A 21,758-nucleotide genomic window follows, 5' to 3' on the forward strand; every position below is an offset into this window, starting at 1 on the left:
ACGCGAATGCTGACGCATGACCGACCAGACCGAAACAGTTGATCACCGCACCGTGCTCGCGGCGCTGCCGCCGGCGGCGCGCGCGGATTTCACCGAGCGCCGCGACGAGCCGGGGCTCCTCCGCCTTGGCCTTCACCTTGGCGCGATCCTGATCCTTGGCGCGGTCATCGCCGCGAAGCCGCCCTGGTGGGGCGTCCTCTTGCCGATCCAGGGCGTCCTCATCGTCTTTCTTTTCTGCCTTCTTCACGAGGCGATTCACGGCACGGCCTTCCGCACGTCCTGGGTCAATACCGCGGCCGCGCGGATCGCGGCGTTCGCCCTCATGCTGCCGCCGGACTGGTTCCGCTATTTCCACCTCGCGCATCATCGTCACACCCAAGACCCGGCGCACGACCCGGAACTGGCGGCGCCTTGGCCGACGACATGGCGCGCCTATCTCTGGCGGGTTTCCGGCCTGCCAGTCTGGGCCGATCACGTGAAAACGCTCGTCCGCAACGCGCGCGGGCGCTGCGACGACGATTACGTCCCGCCCGCCGGACGCACGCGGGTGCGGCGCGAGGCGCGACTAATGCTGGCCGGCTACGCGGCCGTCGCGTCGCTGGCCTTCGGCTTCGGGGCGCAGGAGCTGATCTGGGTCTGGATTGTTCCCGCCTTGCTCGGCCAGCCGTTTCTGCGGCTCTATCTGATGGCGGAGCATGGCCGCTGCCCACTGGTCGCCAACATGCTGGAGAACACGCGCACCACCTTCACGACCTCGCTCGTGCGGCTCCTCGCATGGAACATGCCCTATCATGCGGAGCATCACAGCCTTCCGGCCGCGCCGTTTCACCGCCTGCCGGATCTGCACGCGCGCATGGCCGCGCACCTGCGCGAAACCGAGCGCGGATACGCGCGCTTTCACTTAAAGACGGCGGCCCGTCTCAGCCACTCCCGCGGAGCCTGAGGGCGCCCTGACCCCTCCGCCGCGCCCGCTTCCGCCGGCGCGGCGGAGGGGTCAGGGCGCCTTCGCGCAATACCGCCGTCATCGGATGATCCGGGGCCTTGTCATGGTAATGGGCGAGCAGCGCGGCGGCGTCCGCGACGATGTCGCGGTCCGCCATCGCGCCGATCGCCCAATCGAAGAAGATTGTCCGGCAATCCGCAGCGCCGATCCCCTCGATCCGGTAGGCCTCAAGGATCAGCGCGTGCGGATCGAGATCGCCGGTCGGGCCCTCGTTCTTGCGCATCCACCTCCCTTTCGGGTGCCCTCAGTCACGGCCCTTGTAGATGTCGATGATGCGGCCGAGCATCTTCAGCGCTTCCTCACGCGGACGCTGGAAGGTGTTGCGCCCGATGATCGAGCCGTTGCCGCCGCCATCGCGGATCGCGCGGGCGTCGTCATAGACCGAGTTCTCGCCCTTCTTGGCGCCGCCCGAAAACACCACAAGCCGCCGCCCGTTGAACGCCGCCTGCATGCAATGCGCGACGCGTGCGGCCTGCGTGGAGATGTCGATCTTCTCGTCCTCGTAGACCTTTTTCGCCTCTTTCAATTCCAGATGGTCGGTGGAGAGCTTGATCTTGATGACATGCGCACCCAGAAGCGCGGCAATTTGAGCCGCATAGGCGGCGATGTCGATCGCCGTCTCGCCGTCCTTGGTCAGCGCCTCGCCGCGCGGATAGGACCAAATGACGGTGGCGACGCCCTTCGCCGCCGCCTCCTCGCGCATGGCGGAGATTTCCTCGAACATGTCCAGCGCCATGTCGGAGCCGGGATAGATCGTGAAGCCGATCGCCGCGCAGCCGAGGCGGAGCGCGTCATCGACCGAGGCGGTGACCGCCTGATTCTTACCGGCGGAGCTGGACATCAGCGAGTTGGCGCTGTTCGCCTTCAGGATCGTCGGAATCTGCCCTGAAAACGTGTCCGCACCCGCCTCCAACATGCCAAGCGGCGCCGCAAAAGCATTGAGGCCCGCGTCGATCGCCAGCTGATAATGATAGTGCGGGTCATAGGCGGCCGGGTTTGGCGCAAAGCTGCGGGCCGGGCCATGTTCGAACCCCTGGTCGACCGGCAGGATCACCATCTTGCCGGTTCCGCCCAGTTTGCCGGTCATCAACATCTGGCGGAGCTTGCCTTTGACACCGGGCGTCTCGCCCTCGTAACCGGCGAGGATCTTCTGAACGGCGCGCGTTGCTCTCATCGGGATTTCTCCATCTCGAATTCTGTCATGTTGCTGAGTGCGGTAGCCCGGCTTGTCAACGGGGGTCAAGCGGAACATGACCGGTTTCACGCCGACGGCGCTCAGCCTTTCGCCATCAACCGCCCGGCGATGAAGGTGGAAAGCGCGGCGGGCGACAGTTTCGCGCCCCAGACAGATGCGTTGTTCATGACGCCGGGAACGGCCACCGCCTTTCCGCGCAGCGCCGCCCGATAGCCGACGCGCGCCACGGCCTGCGGGTCCTGCGGCCGCATGAGCGAGAGGATGGGCGCGCCCCGCATATCGGCGGCGTCGAAAAATCCAGTCTCGGTCGGGCCGGGGCAGAGCGCGCTTACCGTGACGCCGGACCCCTTGAGTTCTGCGCCCAGCGCACGGCTGAGGCTGACGACATAGGCCTTGGTGGCGTGATAGACCGCCATTCCCGGCCCGGGCATGAACGCTGCGGTCGAGGCGACATTCAGGATGCGGCCCGCGCCCGCCGCCTTCATCACCATCACGGCCAGCTTCGTCAGCCGCGTCAGCGCCATGACGTTGACCTCGATCGAAGCCGCCTCGCGCGCCCAGCCGTCATCCCCGGCGCGCCCGCCGGCGAACCGCCCGTTCCGCCCGAGGCCGGCGTTGTTTATCAGGAAGTCGATGCGCCGTCCCGCGACAGCCTTCGACCAGAGCGCGTCGGCGCCGCCTGCTTCGGAAAGATCGGCGGCGATCGCTTCGACGCTGACGCCGTGCGCGGCGCGAAGTTCCTCCGCCAGCGCCTCGAGCTTGGCGCCGCTTCGGGCGGAGAGGATGACATTGCGTCCGTCCGCGGCCGAGAGCCGCGCGAGTTCAACGCCGATCCCGCCGGATGCCCCGGTGACCAGGGTCCAGGCGTCCCCCATCGCGTGTCCCCTCAATGGTTCGCCACCCGAGCTTAGAGGTGAAAGTGCGGCTGCGCCAATTTGCGGATCAATCGACCGCCAGCGCCGCGACGCCGGGCAGCGTCTTGCCCTCCAGCCATTCGAGAAAAGCGCCGCCCGCGGTCGAGACATAGGAGAATCGCGCGCCGGCGCCGGATGCGTTCAGCGCCGCGACGGTGTCGCCGCCGCCAGCGACCGTCAGAAGACGCCCGGTCTCGGTCAGTTCCGCCGCCTTCAGCGCGGCGGCGTCGGTCGCAGCGTTGAACGGGGGAATCTCGAATGCGCCCAGCGGGCCGTTCCAGACCAGCGTACGCGCGCTTTCGAAACGGCGCGCGATGTCCTTCACGGTCTCCGGGCCGGCGTCGAGAATCATCGCATCGTTCGGACATGCGTCCACCGCCACCACCTCATGCGCCGCCCCGGCGGCGAATTCGCGGGCGACCACCAGGTCGACAGGAAGGACGATCTCGCAGCCTGCCGCCGCCGCGCTCTCGACAATCGCGCGCGCCGTCGGCGCGAGATCATGCTCGCAAAGCGATTTTCCAACCTGCGCGCCTCGCGCCGCCAGAAACGTGTTGGCCATGCCGCCGCCGATCACGATCTGATCAACCTTCGAGGTGAGATTGCCGAGAAGTTCGAGCTTGGTGGAGACCTTGGCCCCACCGACCACTGCGATCACCGGCCGCTCCGGCTTCGAAAGCGCGGCGGTGAGCGCCGAAAGCTCCGCCGCCATCAGCCGACCAGCCGCAGACGGCATAAGCCGTGCGATCCCTTCCGTGGAGGCGTGGGCGCGATGCGCGGCCGAGAAGGCGTCGTTGAGAAATACATCGCCAAGCGCGGCGAGTTCCGCGGCGAAGCCCGTATCGTTCGCCTCCTCGCCGGGGTGAAAGCGCGTGTTCTCCAGCAGGAGCGCGCCGCCGGGGGCGAGCACGGCGATCGCGGCTTCAGCCTCGGGGCCGGTGGTCACGGGCGCGAACTTCACCGGAACATCGATCGCCTCGGCCAGCGCAGGCGCGATCGGGGCCAGCGACATCGAAGGCTCCACCCTGCCCTTCGGCCGGCCGAAATGCGCCAACAGCACCGGCTTGCCGCCCTTCGCCAGCACGTCGCGCACCGTCGGACCGACGGCGCTAAGCCGCGTCGTGTCCGTCACCACGCCGTCCTTCATCGGCGCATTGACATCCACTCTCACCAGCACCCGCTTTCCCGAGAGATCCAGATCGTCGATCGTCTTGAAATTCAATGCCGCCTCCCCACCTGAATCCGCGCCGCGCTCAAGCGCGCTCATGCGCCGCCACGCGCGAACGCGCCGCCGCCCGGAGGCCGCGGCGCGTCCTGGTTTCAGATCAGCTTGCCCATCGCCACAGCGACATCGCTCATCCGGTTGGAGAAGCCCCACTCGTTGTCATACCACGTGAGAATGCGCGACAGCCCGTCCGGCATCACCTTGGTCTGATCGAGATGGAAGATCGACGAGCGCGGGTCATGGTTGAAATCCATCGAAACGTTCGGCTGATCGGTGCAGCCGAGAATGCCGCGCAGCGCGCCATCCGCCGCCGCCTTCATCGCGGCGTTGATTTCATCCACGCTCGCTTTCTTCTTCGACCGATAGGTCAGATCGACGACCGAAACGTTCGGCGTCGGGACCCGGATCGAGACGCCGTCGAGCTTGCCGTTCAGCGCCGGCAGCACCAGCCCCACCGCCTTCGCGGCGCCGGTCGAGGTCGGGATCATCGACATCGCCGCGGCGCGGCCGCGATAGAGATCCTTGTGCATCGTGTCCAGCGTCGGCTGGTCCCCGGTGTAGGAGTGGATCGTGGTCATGAACCCCTCCTCGATCTCGAAGGCGTCATGCAACACCTTGGCCACCGGCGCGAGGCAATTGGTGGTGCACGATGCGTTGGAGACGACGAGGTCGTCCTTCGTCAACTCGTCATGGTTGACGCCGAAAACGACCGTACGATCGGCGCCCGTCGCCGGGGCGGAGACCAGAACCCGCTTCGAGCCGTTCTCGAGATGCGCCGCGGCCTTTTCACGGCTGGCGAAGAACCCGGTGCATTCGAGGGCGATATCGACGCCCTCCCAGGGGAGTTTCGCCGGATCGCGCTCCGCCGTCACCCGGATCGGGCCGCGGCCGAGATCGATCGTGTCGCCAACAACCTTGACCTCGCCGGGGAAGCGGCCATGGACGCTGTCGAAGCGCAGGAGATGCGCGTTCGTCTCGACCGGCCCGAGATCGTTGACCGCGACGACCTCGATATCCGTCCGGCCGGATTCGACGATGGCGCGAAGCACGTTGCGGCCGATTCGGCCGAATCCGTTGATGGCGACTTTGACTGACATGGCGTCCTCCTTCTGACCCGTGGCGCGCGCCGCTTATGCCAAGAGCCGAAAGGGAGCGCCAGCCCCCGCGCGCGCCTCTCGGCCGGCGGACGCAATTCCCCGCCGGGAATGCTCAAGCCATCAGCACCGGGCCGGTCGCCCGGCGTCTCAGCGGCTGATGCAGTCGGGCTTCATCCTGAACGGATCGCCCCGGTGGACAAGACTGCGGGCTGCTATCCGAGCGACTAGCCCCGTCGATTTCCGGCTCCGAGACAAGAAACGCGCTATGGCGCGTGGAGATCGAACGGTCGACCTCGACGAGGGCGACCGGGGTTTCGCCCACGCGCAGGGCAGTGAAATGGCCGAGCCGCCTCGGCGCCGGCGGATCGAGAACCTCGGCCAGGAACTTCGCCGTCACGCCGCATCGCCTGCATGGAGGATTCCGTGGCTCAACGTGGCGGCCAGAGAAGAAGCTCCGTTCAGCGCGCCCCACCCCGACGGTCAGCTTCGCTCGCGGAACTCCCGTTTCAGGATTTTGCCCGTGGCGTTGCGCGGCAATTCCTCGATGAACTCGACGCGCGCAGGGATCTTGAAGCGCGCGATCCTGCCCTGATGCGCGCTGGTCACCGCCTCGGCGTCGAGCCCGGAATCCGGCTTCGCGACGAGGAAGGCGCACCCCACCTCGCCCCATTTCTCGTCCGGCGCGCCGACCACGGCGGCGTCGGCGACGCCGGGAATGGCGAAGAGCGCGTTCTCCACCTCGGCCGGATAAACATTCTCGCCGCCCGAAATATACATGTCCTTCCAGCGATCCACGATCCAGAGGTCGCCGTCGCCGTCCAGCCGCGCCGCGTCTCCGGTGTGGAACCAGCCATCGGTGAATTCGGTCTGATTCGCCTCCGGTCGGTTCCGGTAGCCGGGCGTGATGTTGGCGCCGCGCACCCAAAGCTCGCCAATCTCGTCGGGCGCGGCGTCGGCCCCATCCTCGCGCACCACCTTCAACTCACCGTGCAGGATCGGCCGGCCGGCGCTGCCGGGCTTCGCGAAGGCCATCTCCGGGGTCTGGAGCGAAACGCAGGGGCTGGTCTCCGTCATGCCGAACCCCTGAACGATGGGGACGCCCTTGGCCTTGTATGTCGCCAGCAGCGACACGGGCGTCGGCGCGCCGCCAACCGCCGCGGTGACGACGCCGGAGAAATCCGCGTCGGCGAACGACGGATGCTGACTCATGAAAAGGTAGATGGCCGGCACGCCTAGGAAATGCGTGATCCTCAGCGCCGGGTCGGAAATCAGCGAGAGCGCCAGTCCCGGCTCGAAGGCGCGCATGATCAGGTTCCGCCCGCCGGCATGCAGCACCGGCGTCGTATAGGTGTTGAGCCCCCCGGTATGGAAGAGCGGCAGCAGGGTGAGCCCGGTCGACGTCGGGTTGACGCCGGTCGGCACGCCGAGATTGACCGCGTTCCAGAACGCCATGCCATAGGTGTTGGGCGCGCCCTTCGGCCGGCCGGTGGTGCCGGAGGTGTACATGATCGTCCATGTATCCTCATGGCTCATCGCCTCCGCCCTGAAATCGCCGTCGCTCAAAGCCATCGCGGTCTCATAGGGTGAGGAGCCGCCGCCGCCGGTCGTCTCGACGACATGGCCGGTTTTCGCCGTCAGAGCGGCGACGATTTCAGCCGTCGCGCCGTCATGGATCAGGACCCTTGGCGCGGAATCGGAAAGAATGAAATCGATCTCCGGCGCCGCCAGCCGCCAGTTCAGCGGCAGGAAGATCGCGCCGATCATCGCGCAGGCTGAATGAATCTCCATCTGGTCGGTGGAGTTCATCGTCAGCACCGCGACCCGGTCGCCGCGCTTCACCCCGCATTGGCGCTGAAGATGCGCGGCGAGGCGGCGGCAGCGATCCTCGGCCTCGCGATAGGTGAAATCGCGCCCCGAATGGAGATCGGTCCAACAGGGCGCGTCTGGGCGCATGAGCGCGTGATGCGAGATCCAGTCGTAATGGCGCATGTCTCGTCTCCCCTTGGCGGGGCGGTCTGAACGCCGCCCGTCAGGGAGAGACTAGTGCGGACACCAACCGGATTGCACCGTATTCCGCCCTCGGCGCGGCCGAACGACGACGATCCCGGCTCACGTGGGCCGGATTTCGCCTTCGGCGCCCAGCGCGCGCCGCAATACGCTCTCCGCAATCTCAGAGCAGGGCTTTCGCCGCGGCGGCCGCTTTCTCGGCGGTGATCCCGAAATGCTCGTAAAGCGCGGGCGCCGGGGCGGAGGCGCCAAAGCCCTCCATGCCTATGAAGGCGGCCTTGCGGCTGTCGCCGCGCTCGCCGGTCAGCCAACGATCCCAGCCGAAGCCGCCGGCCGCCTCGATCCCGACGCGGACGGCGCCGCGCGGCAACACCTTGCGCCGGTAGCTTTCGTCCTGCGCCGCGAAAAGCTCCCAAGACGGCATCGAAACGACGCGCGCGCCGATCCCCTCCGCCTGCAACGATTCCCGCGCCGCCATCGCGATCTCAACCTCGGATCCGGTGGCCAGCAAGATCGCCCGTCGCTTCCCCTCGGCCTCCGCCAGCACATAGGCGCCCTGCGCGGAGAGATTGCGGGTCTGATGCTTCACGCGCAACGTCGGCAGACCCTGCCTTGTCAGCGCCAGCACGCTCGGCCCGTTGAGGGTCAGCGCGATCTCCCAGGCCTCCGCCGTCTCCACCGCATCGGCGGGGCGCAGCACGGTCATGCCCGGCGTCGCGCGGAGCATGGCGAGATGCTCGATTGGTTGATGCGTCGGCCCGTCCTCGCCCAGCCCGATGCTGTCATGCGTCATCACATAGACGACGCGCGCGCCCATCAGCGCCGAGAGCCGCATCGCGCCCCGCGCGTAATCCGCGAAGCAGAGGAAAGTGCCGCCATAGGGGATGACCCCGCCATGCACCGCCATGCCATTCATCGCCGCCGCCATGCCATGCTCGCGGATGCCGTAATAGACATAGCGCCCTTCCGGGTGCTCGGCGGAGAAGACGCCCAGCCCCTCGGTCAGCGTGTTGTTGGAGCCGGTCAGATCAGCAGAGCCGCCGATCGTCTCCGGCGTAAGCGGGTTGATCGCGGCGAGCGCGTTCTCGGACGCCTTTCGGGTGGCGATCTTCGGCTGCGCCTCGCTGATCTCCTTTTTCAGGCGGCGAACGGCGCCGGAGAGTTTCTTCGGCGCTTCACCGGCCACGACACGCTCGAACTCCTCACGCCGGCGGGCGGAGACCTTCTCCAGCCGCGCGACCCATTCAGCGCGCGCGGGGACCCCGCGGGCGCCGACCTCGGCCCAGGCCCGTGCGACATCCTCCGGAATCTCGAAGGGTCCATGCTCCCAGCCATAGGCCTTGCGCGCTGCCGCGATTTCCTCGGCGCCGAGGGGCGAGCCATGCGCCTTGGCGGTGTCCTGTTTGTTCGGCGCGCCGAGGCCGATATGGGTCTTGCAGCCGATCAGGGTCGGCCTGTCGCCAGCCTTCGCCTCGGAAAGGGCGCGATCCACCGCCACGGGATCGTGCCCGTCGACCTCGATCACGTTCCAGCCGGACGCGCGGAACCGCATCGGCTGGTCGGTGACGTCGGAGAGCCCCACGGCCCCGTCGATGGAGATGCCGTTGTCGTCCCAGAGCACGATCAGTTTCGAAAGCGCGTGGCGTCCTGCGAGACCGATCGCCTCCTGGCTGATCCCCTCCATCAGACAGCCGTCGCCAGCGATGACATAAGTATGATGGTCGACGAGCTTATCGCCGAATCGCGCCGCCATCGCGCGTTCGGCCATCGCCATGCCGACTGCGGTTGCGAGCCCCTGACCGAGCGGACCGGTCGTCGTCTCAATCCCCGCGCCATGTCCGTATTCGGGATGGCCGGCGGTGCGCGCGCCGAGCTGGCGGAAATTCTTCAGCTGATCGAGCGGGAAATCTTCGTATCCCGTCAGATGCAGAAGCCCGTAAAGGAGCATCGAGCCATGCCCGGCGGAAAGCACGAACCGGTCGCGGTCCGGCCAGTCGGGCGCGGCGGCGTCGAATTTCAGGTGATTGCGAAACAGAACGGTCGCCACGTCGGCCATGCCCATCGGCATGCCGGGATGTCCGGATTGCGCGGCTTCAACAGCGTCCATTGCAAGAACGCGCAGCGCGGATGCCAGGCGCCAGTGGTCGGGATGGGCGGAGCGGAGAGCGGTCATGTCCAAGGTACAGTGCGCTTTCGGTCAGATAACGGGACGTGATGTATCGTGGAACCGGTCTCTAAGGGTCTAGCCGCATTGCGGCAAGGCCTCTGGCTGGCGATAGTGTCGCCGCGGCGGGGGCGCGGGCGTCGATTCGGCGGCGCGCCGACAGATCGCGGGGAAAGGGACGGGCATGAGTGAACTGAAAACGGCGACGGAGCGATTGACGGCGGCGGTTGGAGAGTTGGAGCGCACGCTTCACGCCGAGCGGCGCGAAGCGGCGGAGACGGCGCGCTCGGCCAAGGAGGCGATGCGGCTGCTCTCCCATGAGAAAGCCGCCGCCGCCGCGAAGGCCGAAGAAGCCGCCGCGCGCATCGCGGCGCTGGAAACGGAGCTGGCCGATTTGAGCGCCGGCGACCACACCGCGATGAAAGCGCTCGAAGCGCGTGCGGCGAAGGCCGAGCAGGCCGCCGCGGCGGCCCAGGCGGAGGCGAAGGCGGTCGCGGCCGAGCGCGACGCCGCGCTCAAGGAGATATCCACGCTGCGCGAAGCCCGAGACGGCGACGCCCAGCTTCGCGAAGAGGCGGCGCAGGCGCTCGACGCGGCGATCGGCGAGTTGAAGGTGCTGAGCCGGGCCGGGGCTCATGGCTGAGGTTTCCGTCAGGATCAGCGGCCGGGATTATCTGATCGTCTGCGACGACGGGCAGGAGGCGCGGGTCGCCGCGCTCGCCCGCAGGATCGACGAGGAGGCGACGGCGCTGGCCGCCGGCGGCGGGCAGATCACCGAGGCGCGGCTGCTGCTGATGTCGGCGCTGATGCTCGCCGACAAGCTCGACGAGGCGGAGCAGGCGCTCGAATCCGCGCCGCCGCCGGAGATGGCGTTCTCCGCGATGGACGAGACCGAAGCGCGCGCCGCCATCGACGCGGCGGCGGCACGGCTCGAGGCGTTGAGCGCCGGCGGCGCGTCGGAAGACGCCTGAACGCGCGCCCTTCCCTTTCGACCGCGCCGGGACTATCTCTCGGGGAGGCGAGTTCTGTCCTTCCCGTGCCGGGGCGTGAATCCTAGTGGCCTTAAATCTTCTCGCGGGAGCTGGCTCTGCGTTCGACCCTGGTCTTACGCACCTGGCGCCCACCTGGTAACCCAGGTTCGCGAGGATCACCAACCCCGACGGTCGCGACGGGCTCGCCTGCCGCCGCAGCAATCCGTCCGCGGAAGGATACCGGGCATGTACACGCTCTACGGCTCCCCCACCTCCCGCGCCGCCCGCGTCATGTGGATGCTGGAGGAAATCGGCGCGCTCTATGAGGTGATCGACGCCAAACCGCATTGCGACGCGGTGCTGGCGCTCAACCCTTCCGGCAAGATCCCGGTGCTGGTCGATACGGAGGAAGGCGAAGATCAGGCGATCTTCGATTCGACCGCGATCCTGCTCTATCTCGCAGAAAAACACGGTCAACTGACGATTCCGCCCGGCGCTCCGGGGCGGGCGCGAATGCTCAGCCTTGTGAGCTTCGCCGTCGACGATATCGAACAGCCCCTCTGGACCATGGTGAAACACGGTTTCACCCTGCCGGAGGAGGTTCGCGCGCCGGACGCCGTGCGTCCCGCGTGTCACTACGAGTTCGCCCGTGCGATGCAGGCGCTGGAAGCGTATCTCGGCGACGGCCCCTACCTGATGGGCGACGCGTTCACCGTACCGGATATCATCGTCGGCCATCTCGGCGGCTGGGCGAAGGCGACGCGCTTTCCGGTCCCCGAAGGCCGGATCACCGACTACATGACAAGGGTCAGGAGCCGACCGGCGTGGCGGGTGGTGGCGAAAGCCCGCGCGGCGGCGTGAACGCAATCGGCCTCGCAGACACGCTGGCGGACCTTCTCGCCCGCGGCGCGCCTGCTGTCCTGATCAGGATCGAGAGCGTCGCGGGCTCCGCGCCGCGCGAAGCCGGGGCGGCGATGGTGGTCTCGGCGCAGGGGTCGACCGGCACAATCGGCGGCGGCGCGCTCGAACACATGGCGATCGGGCTGGCGCGCGAGATGTTGTCCGACGGCGCGCGCGAGCGCGAGATCGACCAGCCGCTCGGCCCCGAAATCGGACAGTGCTGCGGCGGCCGCGTCCGATTGCGCCTCCGGCGGGCGGATGCTGCGACGCTTGACGCGCTCGCGGCGGCGGAAGCCGCCCTGACCCGCCCCGAGGCGCTGATCTTTGGCGCCGGACATGTCGGCGCGGCCCTCGCCCGCGCGCTGGCGCCCCTGCCTCTGTCGCTCCGCGTCATCGACGAGCGCGGCCCGCTTCTGGCGCCTCTCTCCGCGTTTGGTCGCACGGTCGAGACGGCGTTGCCGGAAGCCGAAATCTCGGCCGCCCCTCCCGGCGCCGCCTACGTCATACTGACCCACGATCACGGGCTCGACTTCCTGATCGCCGAAGCGGCGCTGGCGCGCGCAGACGCCGCCTATATCGGCATGATCGGCTCGGCGACGAAGCGCGCGACGCTCGTCTCCCGTCTTTCGCGAGCGGGCGGGCCGCCCGCCGACCGGCTTGTCTGCCCGATCGGGGCCGCCGGCCCAAAGGATCGGCGTCCTTCGATCATCGCCGCGGCGACGGCGGCGGAAATCGCCGCCGCGCTATTCTGAGCGTTACTGCACGACCACAACAACGCGCCGGTTCGCCTCTTCGCGCCGGCAGACCGCGCCCGGCTTCACCGCCGGCGCGCTTGCGCCGAGCCCGACGAGCTTGAACCGGCGGCGATCGTTCAGCGCGGCCTCGTCGAAGCCGCGCTCTATCAGCGCCGGGCGGATGATATCGCTGAAAACCGCCCGGGCGCGGGCGCTGGAAACCTCCTTGTTGTCCCGGCTTGAGCCGACGCAATCGGCGTGCCCGCTGAGTTGAATGCGCAGCGGCTCGCCGGGGTCCCGTTTCGCCAGCTCCGTCAGCAGCGCCGCGATCTGCGGGTCGTCCTCACGCGGAGTAAGGCGATTGAAGTCGAAATGGATCTGGAAGACCCGCGGCGGCGGCAAGCTGCTGGAGCGTTCGACGGCGCCGCTGAGACGCGGCGCCGCGGCGAGGTCCTCGGGGAAGAAATCCACCTCTTCGCCCTCGCTTCCGTCGGAATCGAGTTGCGCCGCCGCCAGCACCCGGTCCAGCACGATCTCGCCGCCTTCCGCATCCTGCACCACGAGCCGGCCGGATTTCTCCGGATCATCCAACTCCGGCAGAAGGAAGATCAGGTTGTCCTTCAGCGCGAACGTCTTCGACCCTTCCTGCGCCGCGTGAAACCGATGGCAATGGTAGGGAATGCCGCCGTAATCCACCGCTCCCGGCGCAATCTGGTGGCCCTCAAGCTGTTCTCGCGCCCAGCGGTGATAAGAGACCTGCACCGTCGCGAACCAGTCCGGCGCACGCCGCAACGAACCGGGGAAACTCACCGCGTCGACCACGCCGCCACGCTGCTGGCTCAACGCCAGTTCAGACGTCTCCAGCGCGTCGCAATAGGCGGGATTGCTCAGATCGACCGGCGCCAGCGACTCGGGCTCGCCGCCATCGAGATGATCGAAGACCGGAACCAGCGGGGAAACGCCGTTCTCCGATGGTGGATTGGAGGCGGCCATGCTTGCCGCTTCGAGGAATTCTGCGGCGGTCGCCCAGTCGAACTCCTCACGCTCTTCGGCGGCGCCCTGGACATATTCGCAAATCAGCGCCTTGCGGAACGGCCAGAGCGGATCGCCATTCCTCATTGTGGTCGCCTCGGCGCGGACATCCACAAGCGCGGCCTCGCGCGCGGCGTCCGTCGGGGCCGGCCCGTCGCCGTCGAGCGACGCGCGAAGCGCCGCCATGTGAATGCACCAGGGATCATCCGCCGCGACACCCAGCGCCGCGCGCCGCGCCGCCGGATCCCATGGATCCAGCGTCGTCTCCGGCGCCATTCCGCATCCGCCCGCGAGAAGCGCGAGCGCCAGTCCCCCCCACCTGATCATCATGCTATTTCGCCCTTATCACGATCCTCGTCCCGGTCACCGCCAGATTGGTGTCGTTGCGTATCTTGACACTCATCCGGTCGGCTCCGCTCTTGGCGACCTCGCCCGCGGCGACCGAGACCACGCCGCGGCCCAGCCGCATACGAAATTCTCCGGTTCTTTCGGCGGCCTTGTAGACGTAGGTCGAGATTTCGACGCAGGTGTCGGCGACGCCGGAGATCGTCGTGTTATCGGTGAAAATCGCGTCGAATCCGCCGTTCGCGCCGGTCGCCACCGCGTCCGCGGCGTAAAGGTCCATGCCGACTTCGGCGTCCAGCTCGTCGAAGCCGCCGGATTTCGGGCGCAGGACCTTCACCTGCCCCTCGACCCGCTTCACGAAGCCGACCGTTTCCGCTCGCCGCGACGCCGCGGCGGCGTCCTCAGCCGGGATCTCAACCTGGCAAAGGCTCTTCACGTTCTGTGCGGAGACGCCGGGCGCCATGGTCGCGACGACGATTCCTGCGATGATGACGGTGCTTTTCATGTCTTTCCCCTTCGCCCCGCGTCACGCTCGGCCTTGAGCGCCGCCAGAGCCTGATCGATATCGGGATAATGCCGGACGAAAGGGGCGAATTTCAGCACGCCGCCAACCAGTTCGCCGCCCCCAGCCGCCACAATTCGCGCACCGTGCGTTTCAAGCTCCATATGCGCGGTCCGAAGCGTGCGAAGCGCGGTCGAGGAGAAGAGGACGACGCCGGACAGATCGACAACGACATCCGTCGCGCCCCCCTCTTCCATCGCCATCTCAACAGCCCTGCGAAGCGCGGCGCTCAGCGCCGTTAAACTGTCGGCGTGATAGTGACTGGCGCCGAAGAGCACGACGACCGCGCCCTCTTCGCGCCGAAGGGTGAACGGGAAACTCCCCCCGGCGGTCATGGGCAAGCCGCCGGAGCGCGCGCGCAATCGCCCATTTCTCGCTTCCTCCTTCCGGTCCGGTCAAGCTTACGCCGTATTTTCGGCTCAATCCACATCGTGTTCACGGTGCTTACGGACCGAGAAGGTGGTCACGTTCCGCCCCGATTCGCGCTGGTAGGTAAGCTCGTCCGCGAAGGCGAGAACCATGGTCAGCCCCCGCCCGCCGAGCGCGTATTCTTGCGGCCGGGAGACGTCGCGCGGGGCGCGCGGATCGAAGCGCGGGCCGCGCGCGCTGATTCGGAGCGTGAGGTCGCGCTCGTCGGTCCAGACCTCGACCGTTATGTCGGGCGCCTCCTCACGCATGGCGCCATGAACGAGCGCGTTGGCCGCAAGTTCATCGAGCGCGAGGCCGATACGGAGCGACTGACTCTGATCCGCGCCATCGGCGGAGCAAAACGCCTCCGCCGCCGCCGCCGCCTCGGCGACTTCGGTCAGCGTCTCGCCTATGCGCCGGCTCAGCCGAGCCATCGAGCACCGCCTCTTTCGCGTTTCTCCGCCCGCATCGCCCCGTCCCGATCCAGTTCCAGAATGGCGGCTGATAATCCCTTCTCGCGGCTATTCGATGGCGCCGCCCTTCAGGACTTCCACTTTTTCGCCAACGCGTCGACCGCCTTGGCGAGCAGGTTCGTGTCGAGCCCGATCGAAAGAAAATTCGCCCCGGCGTCGCGATAGGCCTGGATCAGCGAATCGTCGAGCGTCATCACGCCCGCCGCCTTGCCGGCCTTGCGCGCGCGCGCGATCGCATCGAGAATCGTCGCCTTCACATCCGCCTGGCCCGGGTTGCCGATATGACCGAAATCGGCGGAGAGATCCGCCGGACCGAAGAAGACGCCATCGACGCCATCGACATCCATGATCGCGTCCATGTTCGAGAGCCCGGTGCGCGTCTCGATCTGGACGAGAAGGCAGATATCCCTATTGGCGTCCGCGAGATAACCGGGATTGCGCCCGAAATTCGTCGCCCGCGCGCCAAGCATCCCGACGCCGCGATTACCTTCCGGCGGATAGCGGGTGGCGGCGGCGAGCGCAGCGGCCTGCTCGGCCGTATCCACGACCGGAACAAGGAAATTTCGCACGCCGACATCCAGCAGTTGCTTCAGATGGCGGGGATCGCGGTCGCGGATGCGAACGAAGACATCGACGTCATGCGGCGCGAGCGCGTTCACCTGCGCGACGATGGTGGCGAGATCGTTCGGCGCATGCTCGCCATCGATCAGCAGCCAGTCGAAACCCGCGGACGCGGATACTTCGCTGGTCAGCGGATGGGCGAGGCCGAGAAAGATGCCGTAGAGCGGCTCTCCGGTCTTCAGGCGGTCTTTGAAGCGGTTCATGGGGTCTCCGGTCTTGCTTTGGCTATTGAACATGTGACGGCGCCGAGCGGCCCGAAATCGCAGGCGATGGTGTCGCCCGGGGCGCCGGTGACGGGGCGGGTGAAACTGCCGGAAAGGATGAACTGCCCCGCATCCAGGGCGACGCTTTGCGCCGCGAGCCGGCGGGCGAGCCAGATAACGCCGTTCGCGGGGTGACCGAGCACGCCGGCGGCGACGCCGGTCTCCTCTACCACGCCGTTGCGCGTGAGAACCCCGGGGATCCAGGCCAGATCGACCGCGTCGGGCCGCATCGGCCGCCCGCCCCAGATCACCCCCGCGTTGGCGGCGTTGTCCGAGATCGTGTCCATCACCTTGCGCGGCCTTCCGGTTTCCGGGTCGTTCTGATGGCAGCGCGCATCGATCACTTCTATCGCGGGGATCACATAGTCCGTCGCGTTCATCACGTCGAAAATCGAGATGTCGCCAGCGAGGCGCTCCTTCAGCCGGAATCCGAGTTCGACCTCGAAACGCGGCCGGATGAAGCGATAGGGATCGATGGCGGCGCCGTCCGCGATCACCATCGTATCCAGCAACGCGCCGTAATCCGGCTCGTCGATCTGGCTCGCCTGCTGCATGGCGCGGCTGGTGAGGCCAATCTTGTGGCCGACCAGACGCTCGCCGCGCTCGACCTTCATCTTCACCCAGGCCCGCTGCACGGCGTAGCCGTCGGCGATAGTCATCTCCGGGTGATCGAGCGAGGGCTGGCGGACCTGAACGCGCGTCCGCTCCGCATTGTCATAGGCGGCGGCGAGCGCCTCGATCACATCCGGTTTCATTCGTCCGCCACCCCATTCCTCAGAACACCGATCCCCGGCGCGCTCACTTCCACGACATCGCCTGGCTTCAGCCAGACCGGGGGGTCCAGCCTCGCCCCCGCCCCCGTCGGCGTCCCGGTGGCGATCAGGTCGCCGGGCCCAATCTCGGTGAATGTGGAAATGTATTCAATAATCTTTGCGAAAGGAAACGCCATCGACGCAGTGCTGTCCGATTGCCGCAATTCGCCGTTCACGCGCGTCTCAATTCGAAGATCGGTCACATCGAGCCTGTCGAGGCCCGTCTCCACCCAGGGACCGATCGCGCCGGAACGGTCCCAGTTCTTACCCTGCGTGACGTTGAACTTCCCGTGGCGCACCCAGTCCCGGATCGTGCCTTCATTCATCAGGGTGAGGCCGAAGACGTGGTTCATCGCTTCAGCCTGCGGGATGCGCCTGCCGGGCTTGCCGACGACCAGGACGATCTCGCCTTCGTAATCAAGCTGCTCCGATTCAGACGGCCTTATCAACGGCTTGTCCGGTCCGGTGAAACTGAGAGGCGAACGAGCGAAGATCGACGGGTGCGCCGGCGCGTCGGAGCCGTCTTTGTACTCCTCGTTCCGATTCATGTAGTTGACGCCGATACAGAAGATCCGCCGCGCCTCCGGCATCGGTTGGTCGAACGAAATGGCGCGGGCGTCGTGATCGGGCGTGGCGGGAAGTACGCCTGGCGCGCCCGCTGCGATCAGATCCGTCATTGTTCTGAAACCACGCCGCACCGTCAGATCGGCCACACCGCCTTCGACGACCGCGCCGATCCGGGCGCCGCCGCCACATTCATATCGACAGTATTTCATATCCCCTCGCTTGACAGCCGGCTTCATCCTCGATATTGCTTAACTCGTTAATTACCAGCGGTCAACATGCCCCATCTCAGCTTCCAATACAGCGCCGGACTTGAAGCGCGCGCAGACCCTGGCGCTCTCGCGGCGACGCTCCGCGACGCCATGTTGGCGACCGGACTCTTCCCACTCGGGGGAATCAGGGTGCGTGGATTTCGCGCCGACGTCGCGGTCATCGCGGATGGCGGCGCGCATGATTTTGTCGATATGGAGCTTCGTATCGGCGCCGGGCGCGACGAAGCGGCGAAAGCGGCCGCCGCCGAAACGATCTACGCCGCCGCTGAAAACTGGCTGCGGCCGCGCATCGGCGATGGCGGCTTCGCATTGAGCCTGGAGTTGCGCGAGATCGACGCCGCGCTCTCGATCAAGAGGTTCAACACGATCCGGGACTATCTTGAAAAGGCGGGAACTTCATGAGCGCGCTCGAAGACAATATCGCGAAAGCGGAGGGATGGTTGGCGCGGTTGCGCGAAACCGGCGTGCGCCATCGGATCGACGGTGAAGATTGCGAAAGCGAGAAGAGTTTCGAAACGCTTTCCCCCGCCGACGGCCGCCCGCTCGCCCGTGTCGCGCGCGGCGGGGCGGGAGAGATCGACGCCGCCGCCAGCGCCGCCGCAAAGGCGTTTCCCACCTGGCGCGACACGCCCGGACGAGAGCGCCGCGCGATCCTTCATCGTATCGCCGACGGAATCGTCGCGCGGGCCGAGGAGATCGCCTTCCTCGAATGTCTCGACACTGGACAGGCGCTGCGCTTCATGTCGAAGGCCGCGCTGAGGGGGGCGGAGAACTTCCGCTTCTTCGGCGACCGCGCCGAGGCGGCGCGCGATGGCCGGAACCTTCCCTCGCCGACGCTGATGAACGTCACGACACGGACGCCAATCGGGCCGGTCGGAGTCATCACGCCGTGGAACACGCCCTTCATGCTCTCGACATGGAAGATCGCGCCGGCGCTGGCGGCGGGCTGCACGCTGGTTCACAAGCCGGCCGAGTTCTCCCCGATAACCGCCAGACTTCTAATCGAAATAGCCGAGGACGCCGGCCTTCCCCCCGGCGTCTGGAATCTCGTGAACGGTTTCGGCGAGGATGCGGGCAAGGCGCTGACGGAACACGCGGGGATCCGCGCCATCGCGTTTGTCGGAGAGTCGAGAACCGGCTCTCAGATCATGCGCCAGGGCGCGGCGACGCTGAAACGGGTGCATTTCGAACTGGGCGGCAAGAACCCGGTGATCGTGTTCGATGACGCGGAGATCGAGCGCGCGCTCGATGCGGTGATCTTCATGATTTACTCGCTGAACGGCGAACGCTGCACCTCGTCCTCGCGCCTTTTGGTTCATAGGTCGATCCATGACGAATTCGTCGCACGGCTCACCGAAAGGGTGAACGCCATCAGGGTCGGCCATCCGCTGGACCCGGAGACTGAAATCGGGCCGCTCATTCACCCGGTGCATGTCGACAAGGTCGCCTCCTATTTCCGCGCCGCCCGCGCGGAGGGCGCGACGATCGCCGCCGGCGGCGAAGTGATGGAGGGCGCCGGCTGCTATGTCCGCCCGACGCTTTTCACCGACGCGACGCCCGGCATGGCCATCGCGCGGGAGGAGATTTTCGGCCCGGTCCTCACCGTCCTCCCGTTCGAGACCGAAGCTGAGGCGCTCGCCATCGCCAACGGCACCGAATACGGGCTGACCGCGTATGTCTGGACAGAGAACCTGACCCGCGCGCTCCGCTTCACCGAAAAGCTGGAGGCCGGAATGATCTGGGTGAACTCGGAAAACGTCCGTCACCTGCCAACGCCCTTCGGCGGCGTGAAGGCGAGTGGGATCGGGCGCGACGGCGGCGACTGGTCGTTCGAGTTCTACATGGAACAGAAACATATCGGCTTCGCGACCGGGCGCCACGCGATCTCCCGGCTTGGCGTCTGAAGGAGACCTGAATGCCACTCCCCGCTCCCATCCTCCATCCGCCCTTCAACACCGTCCGGCTGTCGCACACGGTCTTCGACGTGACCGATCTGAAGGCTTCGCGCGCCTTCTGGTCCGGCACGCTCGGCCTTCAGGTGACGGCGGAGGCGGAGGGCCGCCTCTTCCTGCGCGCCATGGAGGAGCGCGGGCATCATTGCATCGTGCTCCGCGAAGCGAAGCTGCCGGCCGCGAACGCGCTCTCGTTCAAGGTTTGGGAGGAGGGTGACCTCGACCGCGCGAAAGACGCGCTGGAGATGTTGGGACGCCGGACTTCATGGGTCGAGCGGCCTTATCAGGGCCGGACGCTCGCCTCATCCGACCCGCACGGGGTTCCGGTCGAGTTCTACGCCCGGATGGACCGTCTGCCTTCCATCCACCAGAACTACGCCGCCTATCATGGCGTGAAGCCGCTCCGCATCGATCATTTCAACTGTTTCTCGCCGAATGTGGACGAAAGCGTCGCGTTCTGGAACACGCTCGGCTTCCGCGTGACGGAATATACCGCCGACGAAGACACCGGCGCGCTTTGGGCGGCGTGGATGCACCGGAAGGGCGGCGTCCACGACATCGCCTTCACCAACGGGCTCGGCCCGCGCCTCCATCACACCGCATTCTGGGTCTCAACCCCGCTCAACATCATCGATCTTCTCGATCTGATGGCGACCACCGGCTATGTCGCGAATATCGAGCGTGGACCAGGGCGGCACGGCATCTCCAACGCTTTTTTCCTCTACGTTCTCGATCCGGACGGCCACCGGATCGAACTCTACTGCTCGGACTATCAGACCGTGGATCCGGACCACGAACCGATTCACTGGGACCTGAAGGACCCGCGGCGCCAAACGCTCTGGGGCGCGCCGGCGCCGAGAAGCTGGTTCGAAAACGGCTCGGCGTTCGCGGGAATCGCCCCGCGCGAGCCAGACCTGAAGGCGGCGCCGATCGTCGCTCCGTGATCTGGCGCCGTGATATGGCGACCGTATGACGTGACAAAGAACACGGAGAAACGCTCCCTGCGTGAATCCTCTGTGAAATCATGTGTCTGTCCGCACATATCGGCGCAGCCCCCCCTTCACATTCAGGTCGGAGGGGAACACATATCGGCCATCGGATCGCCGCAATGTGTTCTGGCAGGCGGTCCCCCCGAACCGAACGCTAAGGACAGATCATGCTCGCCGAACCCCGTCCCGACACAAGCATCGCCGAAGATACGGCTCCGCTGAAGCTCGTCGTCGACAGGCAGCTGACTCCGGCCCGGCCGGCCCGCCGCGATTGGTCGAACGTCGTCTTTTCCGTCGCTTTCTGCGAAGAGGCCCGGCGCGATTTTGAGCGCCGCAATCTCAGCTGATCAGACGCCGCCCGCACCCGCGCCCAGCGACGCCACGACATCGACCGACATCCGGTAGAGCCGCCTGTCCAGAACCCTGAGCTTGCCCAGCTTCTCCTGAAACACCGCCATGTGAGGGGAGCGGAAATGCGCCTGCAGCGCGGCCTCGTCGCGCCATTCCTCATAGACCCGGAAGCGGCGCGGATTCAGGATGTCGGCATAGAACCGATAGACGAAACAGCCGTCCTCCGCCGCCGAGCTTTCCATCATCGCCAAGGCGGCGCTCATCGCCGGCCACGCGTCCTCTGGGTGGAATTCGATCTCTCCGGTGATCACGATCATGGCGCGGACGCTCCCGTCAACCGGGCGACGAGACCATGAAGCCGCGTGAGTTCCACGTCGTCAACACCCATTTCGGAAAGATGCGCGACGGTATTGTCGAGATACTCGGCGTTGCTCCCCGCCGGACCAATCGCGCGGGCGATCACCGCCGCCTGCTCTTCAGGCGTTAGGCCGCCACGATATTGCTGATGGGCGCGGTCCATGACGTAGGCCAGCGCGTCGACCTCGGCCCCGTCATCCGTCACCACCGGAAGGAATCGTTCAAGATAGGAATAGGTCACCAGTTCCCGCGCCCTGAGATAGGCGTGCGTCTCCTCACGCAGCGCGGCGGCGACGCGATAGACGATGCCCTCGCAGGCGCCTTCCGGATCCTCGTCAAGCGCGAGAACAAGCCCCGGATACTCGGCGGTGCCGCGATAGGTGATGGAATCGAGGCAGAAACGGCGGCGATAGCCGGCCAGTCGGGCGCGCCGGCGTTCGACGTGATCGAAACCCGGCTTCCACATCAGCGAGCCATATGCAAAGACCCAGAGGTCGCGCGGTTCCCTAGCCATGGGAGGGTTTTACATCCGTCTCGCCGGCGCGGC

At 66.7% G+C, this 21,758-nt stretch carries 26 protein-coding genes; 9 read left to right on the top strand and 17 right to left on the bottom strand.

Going from position 1 to position 21,758, the window contains the following annotated elements:
* Positions 1-16 precede the first annotated feature (16 nt).
* Positions 17-943, top strand: a complete 927-nt coding sequence (locus G5B40_RS04795) for a fatty acid desaturase (protein WP_165095713.1) — start codon at positions 17-19, stop codon at positions 941-943.
* Here G5B40_RS04795 and G5B40_RS04800 read toward each other — a convergent pair.
* From G5B40_RS04800 to tkt, 8 genes are all read right to left on the bottom strand, one after another.
* Positions 921-1,226, bottom strand: coding sequence for a hypothetical protein (locus G5B40_RS04800; RefSeq protein ID WP_165095716.1), 306 nt, complete (start codon positions 1,224-1,226; stop codon positions 921-923). The genes G5B40_RS04795 and G5B40_RS04800 overlap by 23 nt on opposite strands.
* 21 nt (positions 1,227-1,247) lie before the next feature.
* Complete coding sequence (locus tag G5B40_RS04805; RefSeq protein WP_165095719.1) at positions 1,248-2,177, bottom strand: class I fructose-bisphosphate aldolase; 930 nt, start codon at positions 2,175-2,177, stop codon at positions 1,248-1,250.
* A 101-nt stretch (positions 2,178-2,278) separates the two neighbouring features.
* Complete coding sequence (locus tag G5B40_RS04810; RefSeq protein WP_165095722.1) at positions 2,279-3,073, bottom strand: SDR family NAD(P)-dependent oxidoreductase; 795 nt, start codon at positions 3,071-3,073, stop codon at positions 2,279-2,281.
* A 67-nt stretch (positions 3,074-3,140) separates the two neighbouring features.
* Positions 3,141-4,334 carry a phosphoglycerate kinase gene (locus G5B40_RS04815; RefSeq protein ID WP_165095725.1) on the bottom strand — a complete coding sequence of 398 codons (1,194 nt, stop codon included), beginning with the start codon at positions 4,332-4,334 and terminating at the stop codon, positions 3,141-3,143.
* A gap of 98 nt (positions 4,335-4,432) precedes the next feature.
* A complete protein-coding gene (gene gap, locus G5B40_RS04820) occupies positions 4,433-5,434 on the bottom strand; it encodes a type I glyceraldehyde-3-phosphate dehydrogenase (RefSeq protein WP_165095728.1) in 1,002 nt (333 codons plus the stop codon).
* 112 nt (positions 5,435-5,546) lie between these two features.
* Positions 5,547-5,831 carry a VOC family protein gene (locus G5B40_RS04825; RefSeq protein WP_165095731.1) on the bottom strand — a complete coding sequence of 95 codons (285 nt, stop codon included), beginning with the start codon at positions 5,829-5,831 and terminating at the stop codon, positions 5,547-5,549.
* A gap of 83 nt (positions 5,832-5,914) precedes the next feature.
* Positions 5,915-7,423 (bottom strand): acyl-CoA synthetase, encoded by a 1,509-nt coding sequence (locus G5B40_RS04830; RefSeq protein ID WP_165095734.1) that lies wholly within the window; start codon positions 7,421-7,423, stop codon positions 5,915-5,917.
* Positions 7,424-7,604: 181 nt separating this feature from the next.
* Positions 7,605-9,620, bottom strand: coding sequence for a transketolase (gene tkt / locus G5B40_RS04835; protein WP_165095737.1), 2,016 nt, complete (start codon positions 9,618-9,620; stop codon positions 7,605-7,607).
* A 169-nt stretch (positions 9,621-9,789) separates the two neighbouring features.
* Between tkt and G5B40_RS04840 the strand changes: the two genes are divergently transcribed.
* The 4 genes from G5B40_RS04840 (at position 9,790) to xdhC (ending at position 12,228) form a co-directional block, all read left to right on the top strand.
* Positions 9,790-10,248 (top strand): hypothetical protein, encoded by a 459-nt coding sequence (locus tag G5B40_RS04840; protein ID WP_165095740.1) that lies wholly within the window; start codon positions 9,790-9,792, stop codon positions 10,246-10,248.
* Positions 10,241-10,576: a cell division protein ZapA gene (locus G5B40_RS04845; protein WP_165095742.1), complete on the top strand. Its 336-nt coding sequence runs from the start codon at positions 10,241-10,243 to the stop codon at positions 10,574-10,576. The genes G5B40_RS04840 and G5B40_RS04845 overlap by 8 nt, the downstream gene beginning before the upstream one ends.
* A gap of 246 nt (positions 10,577-10,822) precedes the next feature.
* Positions 10,823-11,437 (top strand): glutathione S-transferase family protein, encoded by a 615-nt coding sequence (locus G5B40_RS04850; protein WP_165095745.1) that lies wholly within the window; start codon positions 10,823-10,825, stop codon positions 11,435-11,437.
* Positions 11,401-12,228 carry a xanthine dehydrogenase accessory protein XdhC gene (gene xdhC, locus G5B40_RS04855; protein WP_246209710.1) on the top strand — a complete coding sequence of 276 codons (828 nt, stop codon included), beginning with the start codon at positions 11,401-11,403 and terminating at the stop codon, positions 12,226-12,228. Before G5B40_RS04850 ends, xdhC begins: the two co-directional genes overlap by 37 nt.
* A gap of 3 nt (positions 12,229-12,231) precedes the next feature.
* Here the strand turns inward: xdhC and G5B40_RS04860 are convergent, their stop codons facing one another.
* The 7 genes from G5B40_RS04860 to G5B40_RS04890 form a co-directional block, all read right to left on the bottom strand.
* Positions 12,232-13,572, bottom strand: coding sequence for an OmpA family protein (locus G5B40_RS04860; protein WP_165095748.1), 1,341 nt, complete (start codon positions 13,570-13,572; stop codon positions 12,232-12,234).
* 1 nt (position 13,573) lies between these two features.
* The gene (locus G5B40_RS04865) at positions 13,574-14,092 is read right to left on the bottom strand and encodes a FecR family protein (protein WP_165095751.1); all 519 of its coding nucleotides are present in this window, start codon (positions 14,090-14,092) and stop codon (positions 13,574-13,576) included.
* Positions 14,089-14,484 carry an STAS domain-containing protein gene (locus tag G5B40_RS04870; RefSeq protein WP_165095755.1) on the bottom strand — a complete coding sequence of 132 codons (396 nt, stop codon included), beginning with the start codon at positions 14,482-14,484 and terminating at the stop codon, positions 14,089-14,091. Before G5B40_RS04870 ends, G5B40_RS04865 begins: the two co-directional genes overlap by 4 nt.
* Positions 14,485-14,568: 84 nt before the next feature.
* On the bottom strand, positions 14,569-14,991 hold the full coding sequence (locus G5B40_RS04875) for an ATP-binding protein (RefSeq protein ID WP_165095758.1): 423 nt from the start codon (positions 14,989-14,991) through the stop codon (positions 14,569-14,571).
* A 107-nt stretch (positions 14,992-15,098) separates the two neighbouring features.
* Complete coding sequence (locus G5B40_RS04880) at positions 15,099-15,854, bottom strand: aldolase/citrate lyase family protein (protein ID WP_165095761.1); 756 nt, start codon at positions 15,852-15,854, stop codon at positions 15,099-15,101.
* Entirely contained in the window at positions 15,851-16,669 is an 819-nt protein-coding gene (gene hpaH / locus G5B40_RS04885; protein WP_165095763.1) for a 2-oxo-hept-4-ene-1,7-dioate hydratase, read from the bottom strand. The genes G5B40_RS04880 and hpaH overlap by 4 nt, the downstream gene beginning before the upstream one ends.
* Complete coding sequence (locus G5B40_RS04890) at positions 16,666-17,502, bottom strand: fumarylacetoacetate hydrolase family protein (protein WP_165095766.1); 837 nt, start codon at positions 17,500-17,502, stop codon at positions 16,666-16,668. The genes hpaH and G5B40_RS04890 overlap by 4 nt, the downstream gene beginning before the upstream one ends.
* A gap of 66 nt (positions 17,503-17,568) precedes the next feature.
* Here G5B40_RS04890 and G5B40_RS04895 point away from each other — a divergent pair, with 66 nt between their 5' ends.
* The 4 genes from G5B40_RS04895 to G5B40_RS04910 all read left to right on the top strand — a co-directional run bounded on the left by G5B40_RS04895 (position 17,569) and on the right by G5B40_RS04910 (position 20,850).
* Entirely contained in the window at positions 17,569-17,964 is a 396-nt protein-coding gene (locus tag G5B40_RS04895) for a 5-carboxymethyl-2-hydroxymuconate Delta-isomerase (protein ID WP_165095769.1), read from the top strand.
* The gene (gene hpaE / locus G5B40_RS04900) at positions 17,961-19,466 is read left to right on the top strand and encodes a 5-carboxymethyl-2-hydroxymuconate semialdehyde dehydrogenase (protein ID WP_165095771.1); all 1,506 of its coding nucleotides are present in this window, start codon (positions 17,961-17,963) and stop codon (positions 19,464-19,466) included. The genes G5B40_RS04895 and hpaE overlap by 4 nt, the downstream gene beginning before the upstream one ends.
* 11 nt (positions 19,467-19,477) lie before the next feature.
* On the top strand, positions 19,478-20,458 hold the full coding sequence (gene hpaD / locus G5B40_RS04905) for a 3,4-dihydroxyphenylacetate 2,3-dioxygenase (protein ID WP_165095774.1): 981 nt from the start codon (positions 19,478-19,480) through the stop codon (positions 20,456-20,458).
* A 212-nt stretch (positions 20,459-20,670) separates the two neighbouring features.
* Positions 20,671-20,850, top strand: coding sequence for a hypothetical protein (locus G5B40_RS04910; protein WP_165095777.1), 180 nt, complete (start codon positions 20,671-20,673; stop codon positions 20,848-20,850).
* Here the strand turns inward: G5B40_RS04910 and G5B40_RS04915 are convergent, their stop codons facing one another.
* Positions 20,851-21,171, bottom strand: a complete 321-nt coding sequence (locus G5B40_RS04915; protein WP_165095780.1) for a putative quinol monooxygenase — start codon at positions 21,169-21,171, stop codon at positions 20,851-20,853. It lies immediately after the preceding gene.
* Positions 21,168-21,725: a gamma-glutamylcyclotransferase gene (locus tag G5B40_RS04920; RefSeq protein ID WP_165095782.1), complete on the bottom strand. Its 558-nt coding sequence runs from the start codon at positions 21,723-21,725 to the stop codon at positions 21,168-21,170. Before G5B40_RS04920 ends, G5B40_RS04915 begins: the two co-directional genes overlap by 4 nt.
* Between the last annotated feature and the right edge of the window lie 33 nt (positions 21,726-21,758).

Source organism: Pikeienuella piscinae, assembly GCF_011044155.1.
GTDB classification, from domain to species: Bacteria; Pseudomonadota; Alphaproteobacteria; order Rhodobacterales; family Rhodobacteraceae; genus Pikeienuella; species Pikeienuella piscinae.

Bases quoted from the DNA above. Each gene is read 5' to 3' on its own strand.
- hpaE (WP_165095771.1), top strand. From the start codon at position 17,961: ATGAGCGCGCTCGAAGACAATATCGCGAAAGCGGAGGGATGGTTGGCG.
- G5B40_RS04875 (WP_165095758.1), bottom strand. From the start codon at position 14,991: ATGGCTCGGCTGAGCCGGCGCATAGGCGAGACGCTGACCGAAGTCGCC.
- G5B40_RS04795 (WP_165095713.1), top strand. From the start codon at position 17: ATGACCGACCAGACCGAAACAGTTGATCACCGCACCGTGCTCGCGGCG.
- G5B40_RS04890 (WP_165095766.1), bottom strand. From the start codon at position 17,502: ATGAAATACTGTCGATATGAATGTGGCGGCGGCGCCCGGATCGGCGCG.
- G5B40_RS04830 (WP_165095734.1), bottom strand. From the start codon at position 7,423: ATGCGCCATTACGACTGGATCTCGCATCACGCGCTCATGCGCCCAGAC.
- G5B40_RS04880 (WP_165095761.1), bottom strand. From the start codon at position 15,854: ATGAACCGCTTCAAAGACCGCCTGAAGACCGGAGAGCCGCTCTACGGC.
- G5B40_RS04865 (WP_165095751.1), bottom strand. From the start codon at position 14,092: ATGAAAAGCACCGTCATCATCGCAGGAATCGTCGTCGCGACCATGGCG.
- G5B40_RS04840 (WP_165095740.1), top strand. From the start codon at position 9,790: ATGAGTGAACTGAAAACGGCGACGGAGCGATTGACGGCGGCGGTTGGA.
- G5B40_RS04805 (WP_165095719.1), bottom strand. From the start codon at position 2,177: ATGAGAGCAACGCGCGCCGTTCAGAAGATCCTCGCCGGTTACGAGGGC.
- G5B40_RS04920 (WP_165095782.1), bottom strand. From the start codon at position 21,725: ATGGCTAGGGAACCGCGCGACCTCTGGGTCTTTGCATATGGCTCGCTG.
- G5B40_RS04810 (WP_165095722.1), bottom strand. From the start codon at position 3,073: ATGGGGGACGCCTGGACCCTGGTCACCGGGGCATCCGGCGGGATCGGC.
- G5B40_RS04850 (WP_165095745.1), top strand. From the start codon at position 10,823: ATGTACACGCTCTACGGCTCCCCCACCTCCCGCGCCGCCCGCGTCATG.
- gap (WP_165095728.1), bottom strand. From the start codon at position 5,434: ATGTCAGTCAAAGTCGCCATCAACGGATTCGGCCGAATCGGCCGCAAC.
- hpaD (WP_165095774.1), top strand. From the start codon at position 19,478: ATGCCACTCCCCGCTCCCATCCTCCATCCGCCCTTCAACACCGTCCGG.
- G5B40_RS04860 (WP_165095748.1), bottom strand. From the start codon at position 13,572: ATGATGATCAGGTGGGGGGGACTGGCGCTCGCGCTTCTCGCGGGCGGA.
- G5B40_RS04895 (WP_165095769.1), top strand. From the start codon at position 17,569: ATGCCCCATCTCAGCTTCCAATACAGCGCCGGACTTGAAGCGCGCGCA.
- G5B40_RS04845 (WP_165095742.1), top strand. From the start codon at position 10,241: ATGGCTGAGGTTTCCGTCAGGATCAGCGGCCGGGATTATCTGATCGTC.
- hpaH (WP_165095763.1), bottom strand. From the start codon at position 16,669: ATGAAACCGGATGTGATCGAGGCGCTCGCCGCCGCCTATGACAATGCG.
- G5B40_RS04870 (WP_165095755.1), bottom strand. From the start codon at position 14,484: ATGACCGCCGGGGGGAGTTTCCCGTTCACCCTTCGGCGCGAAGAGGGC.
- G5B40_RS04800 (WP_165095716.1), bottom strand. From the start codon at position 1,226: ATGCGCAAGAACGAGGGCCCGACCGGCGATCTCGATCCGCACGCGCTG.
- G5B40_RS04910 (WP_165095777.1), top strand. From the start codon at position 20,671: ATGCTCGCCGAACCCCGTCCCGACACAAGCATCGCCGAAGATACGGCT.
- G5B40_RS04915 (WP_165095780.1), bottom strand. From the start codon at position 21,171: ATGATCGTGATCACCGGAGAGATCGAATTCCACCCAGAGGACGCGTGG.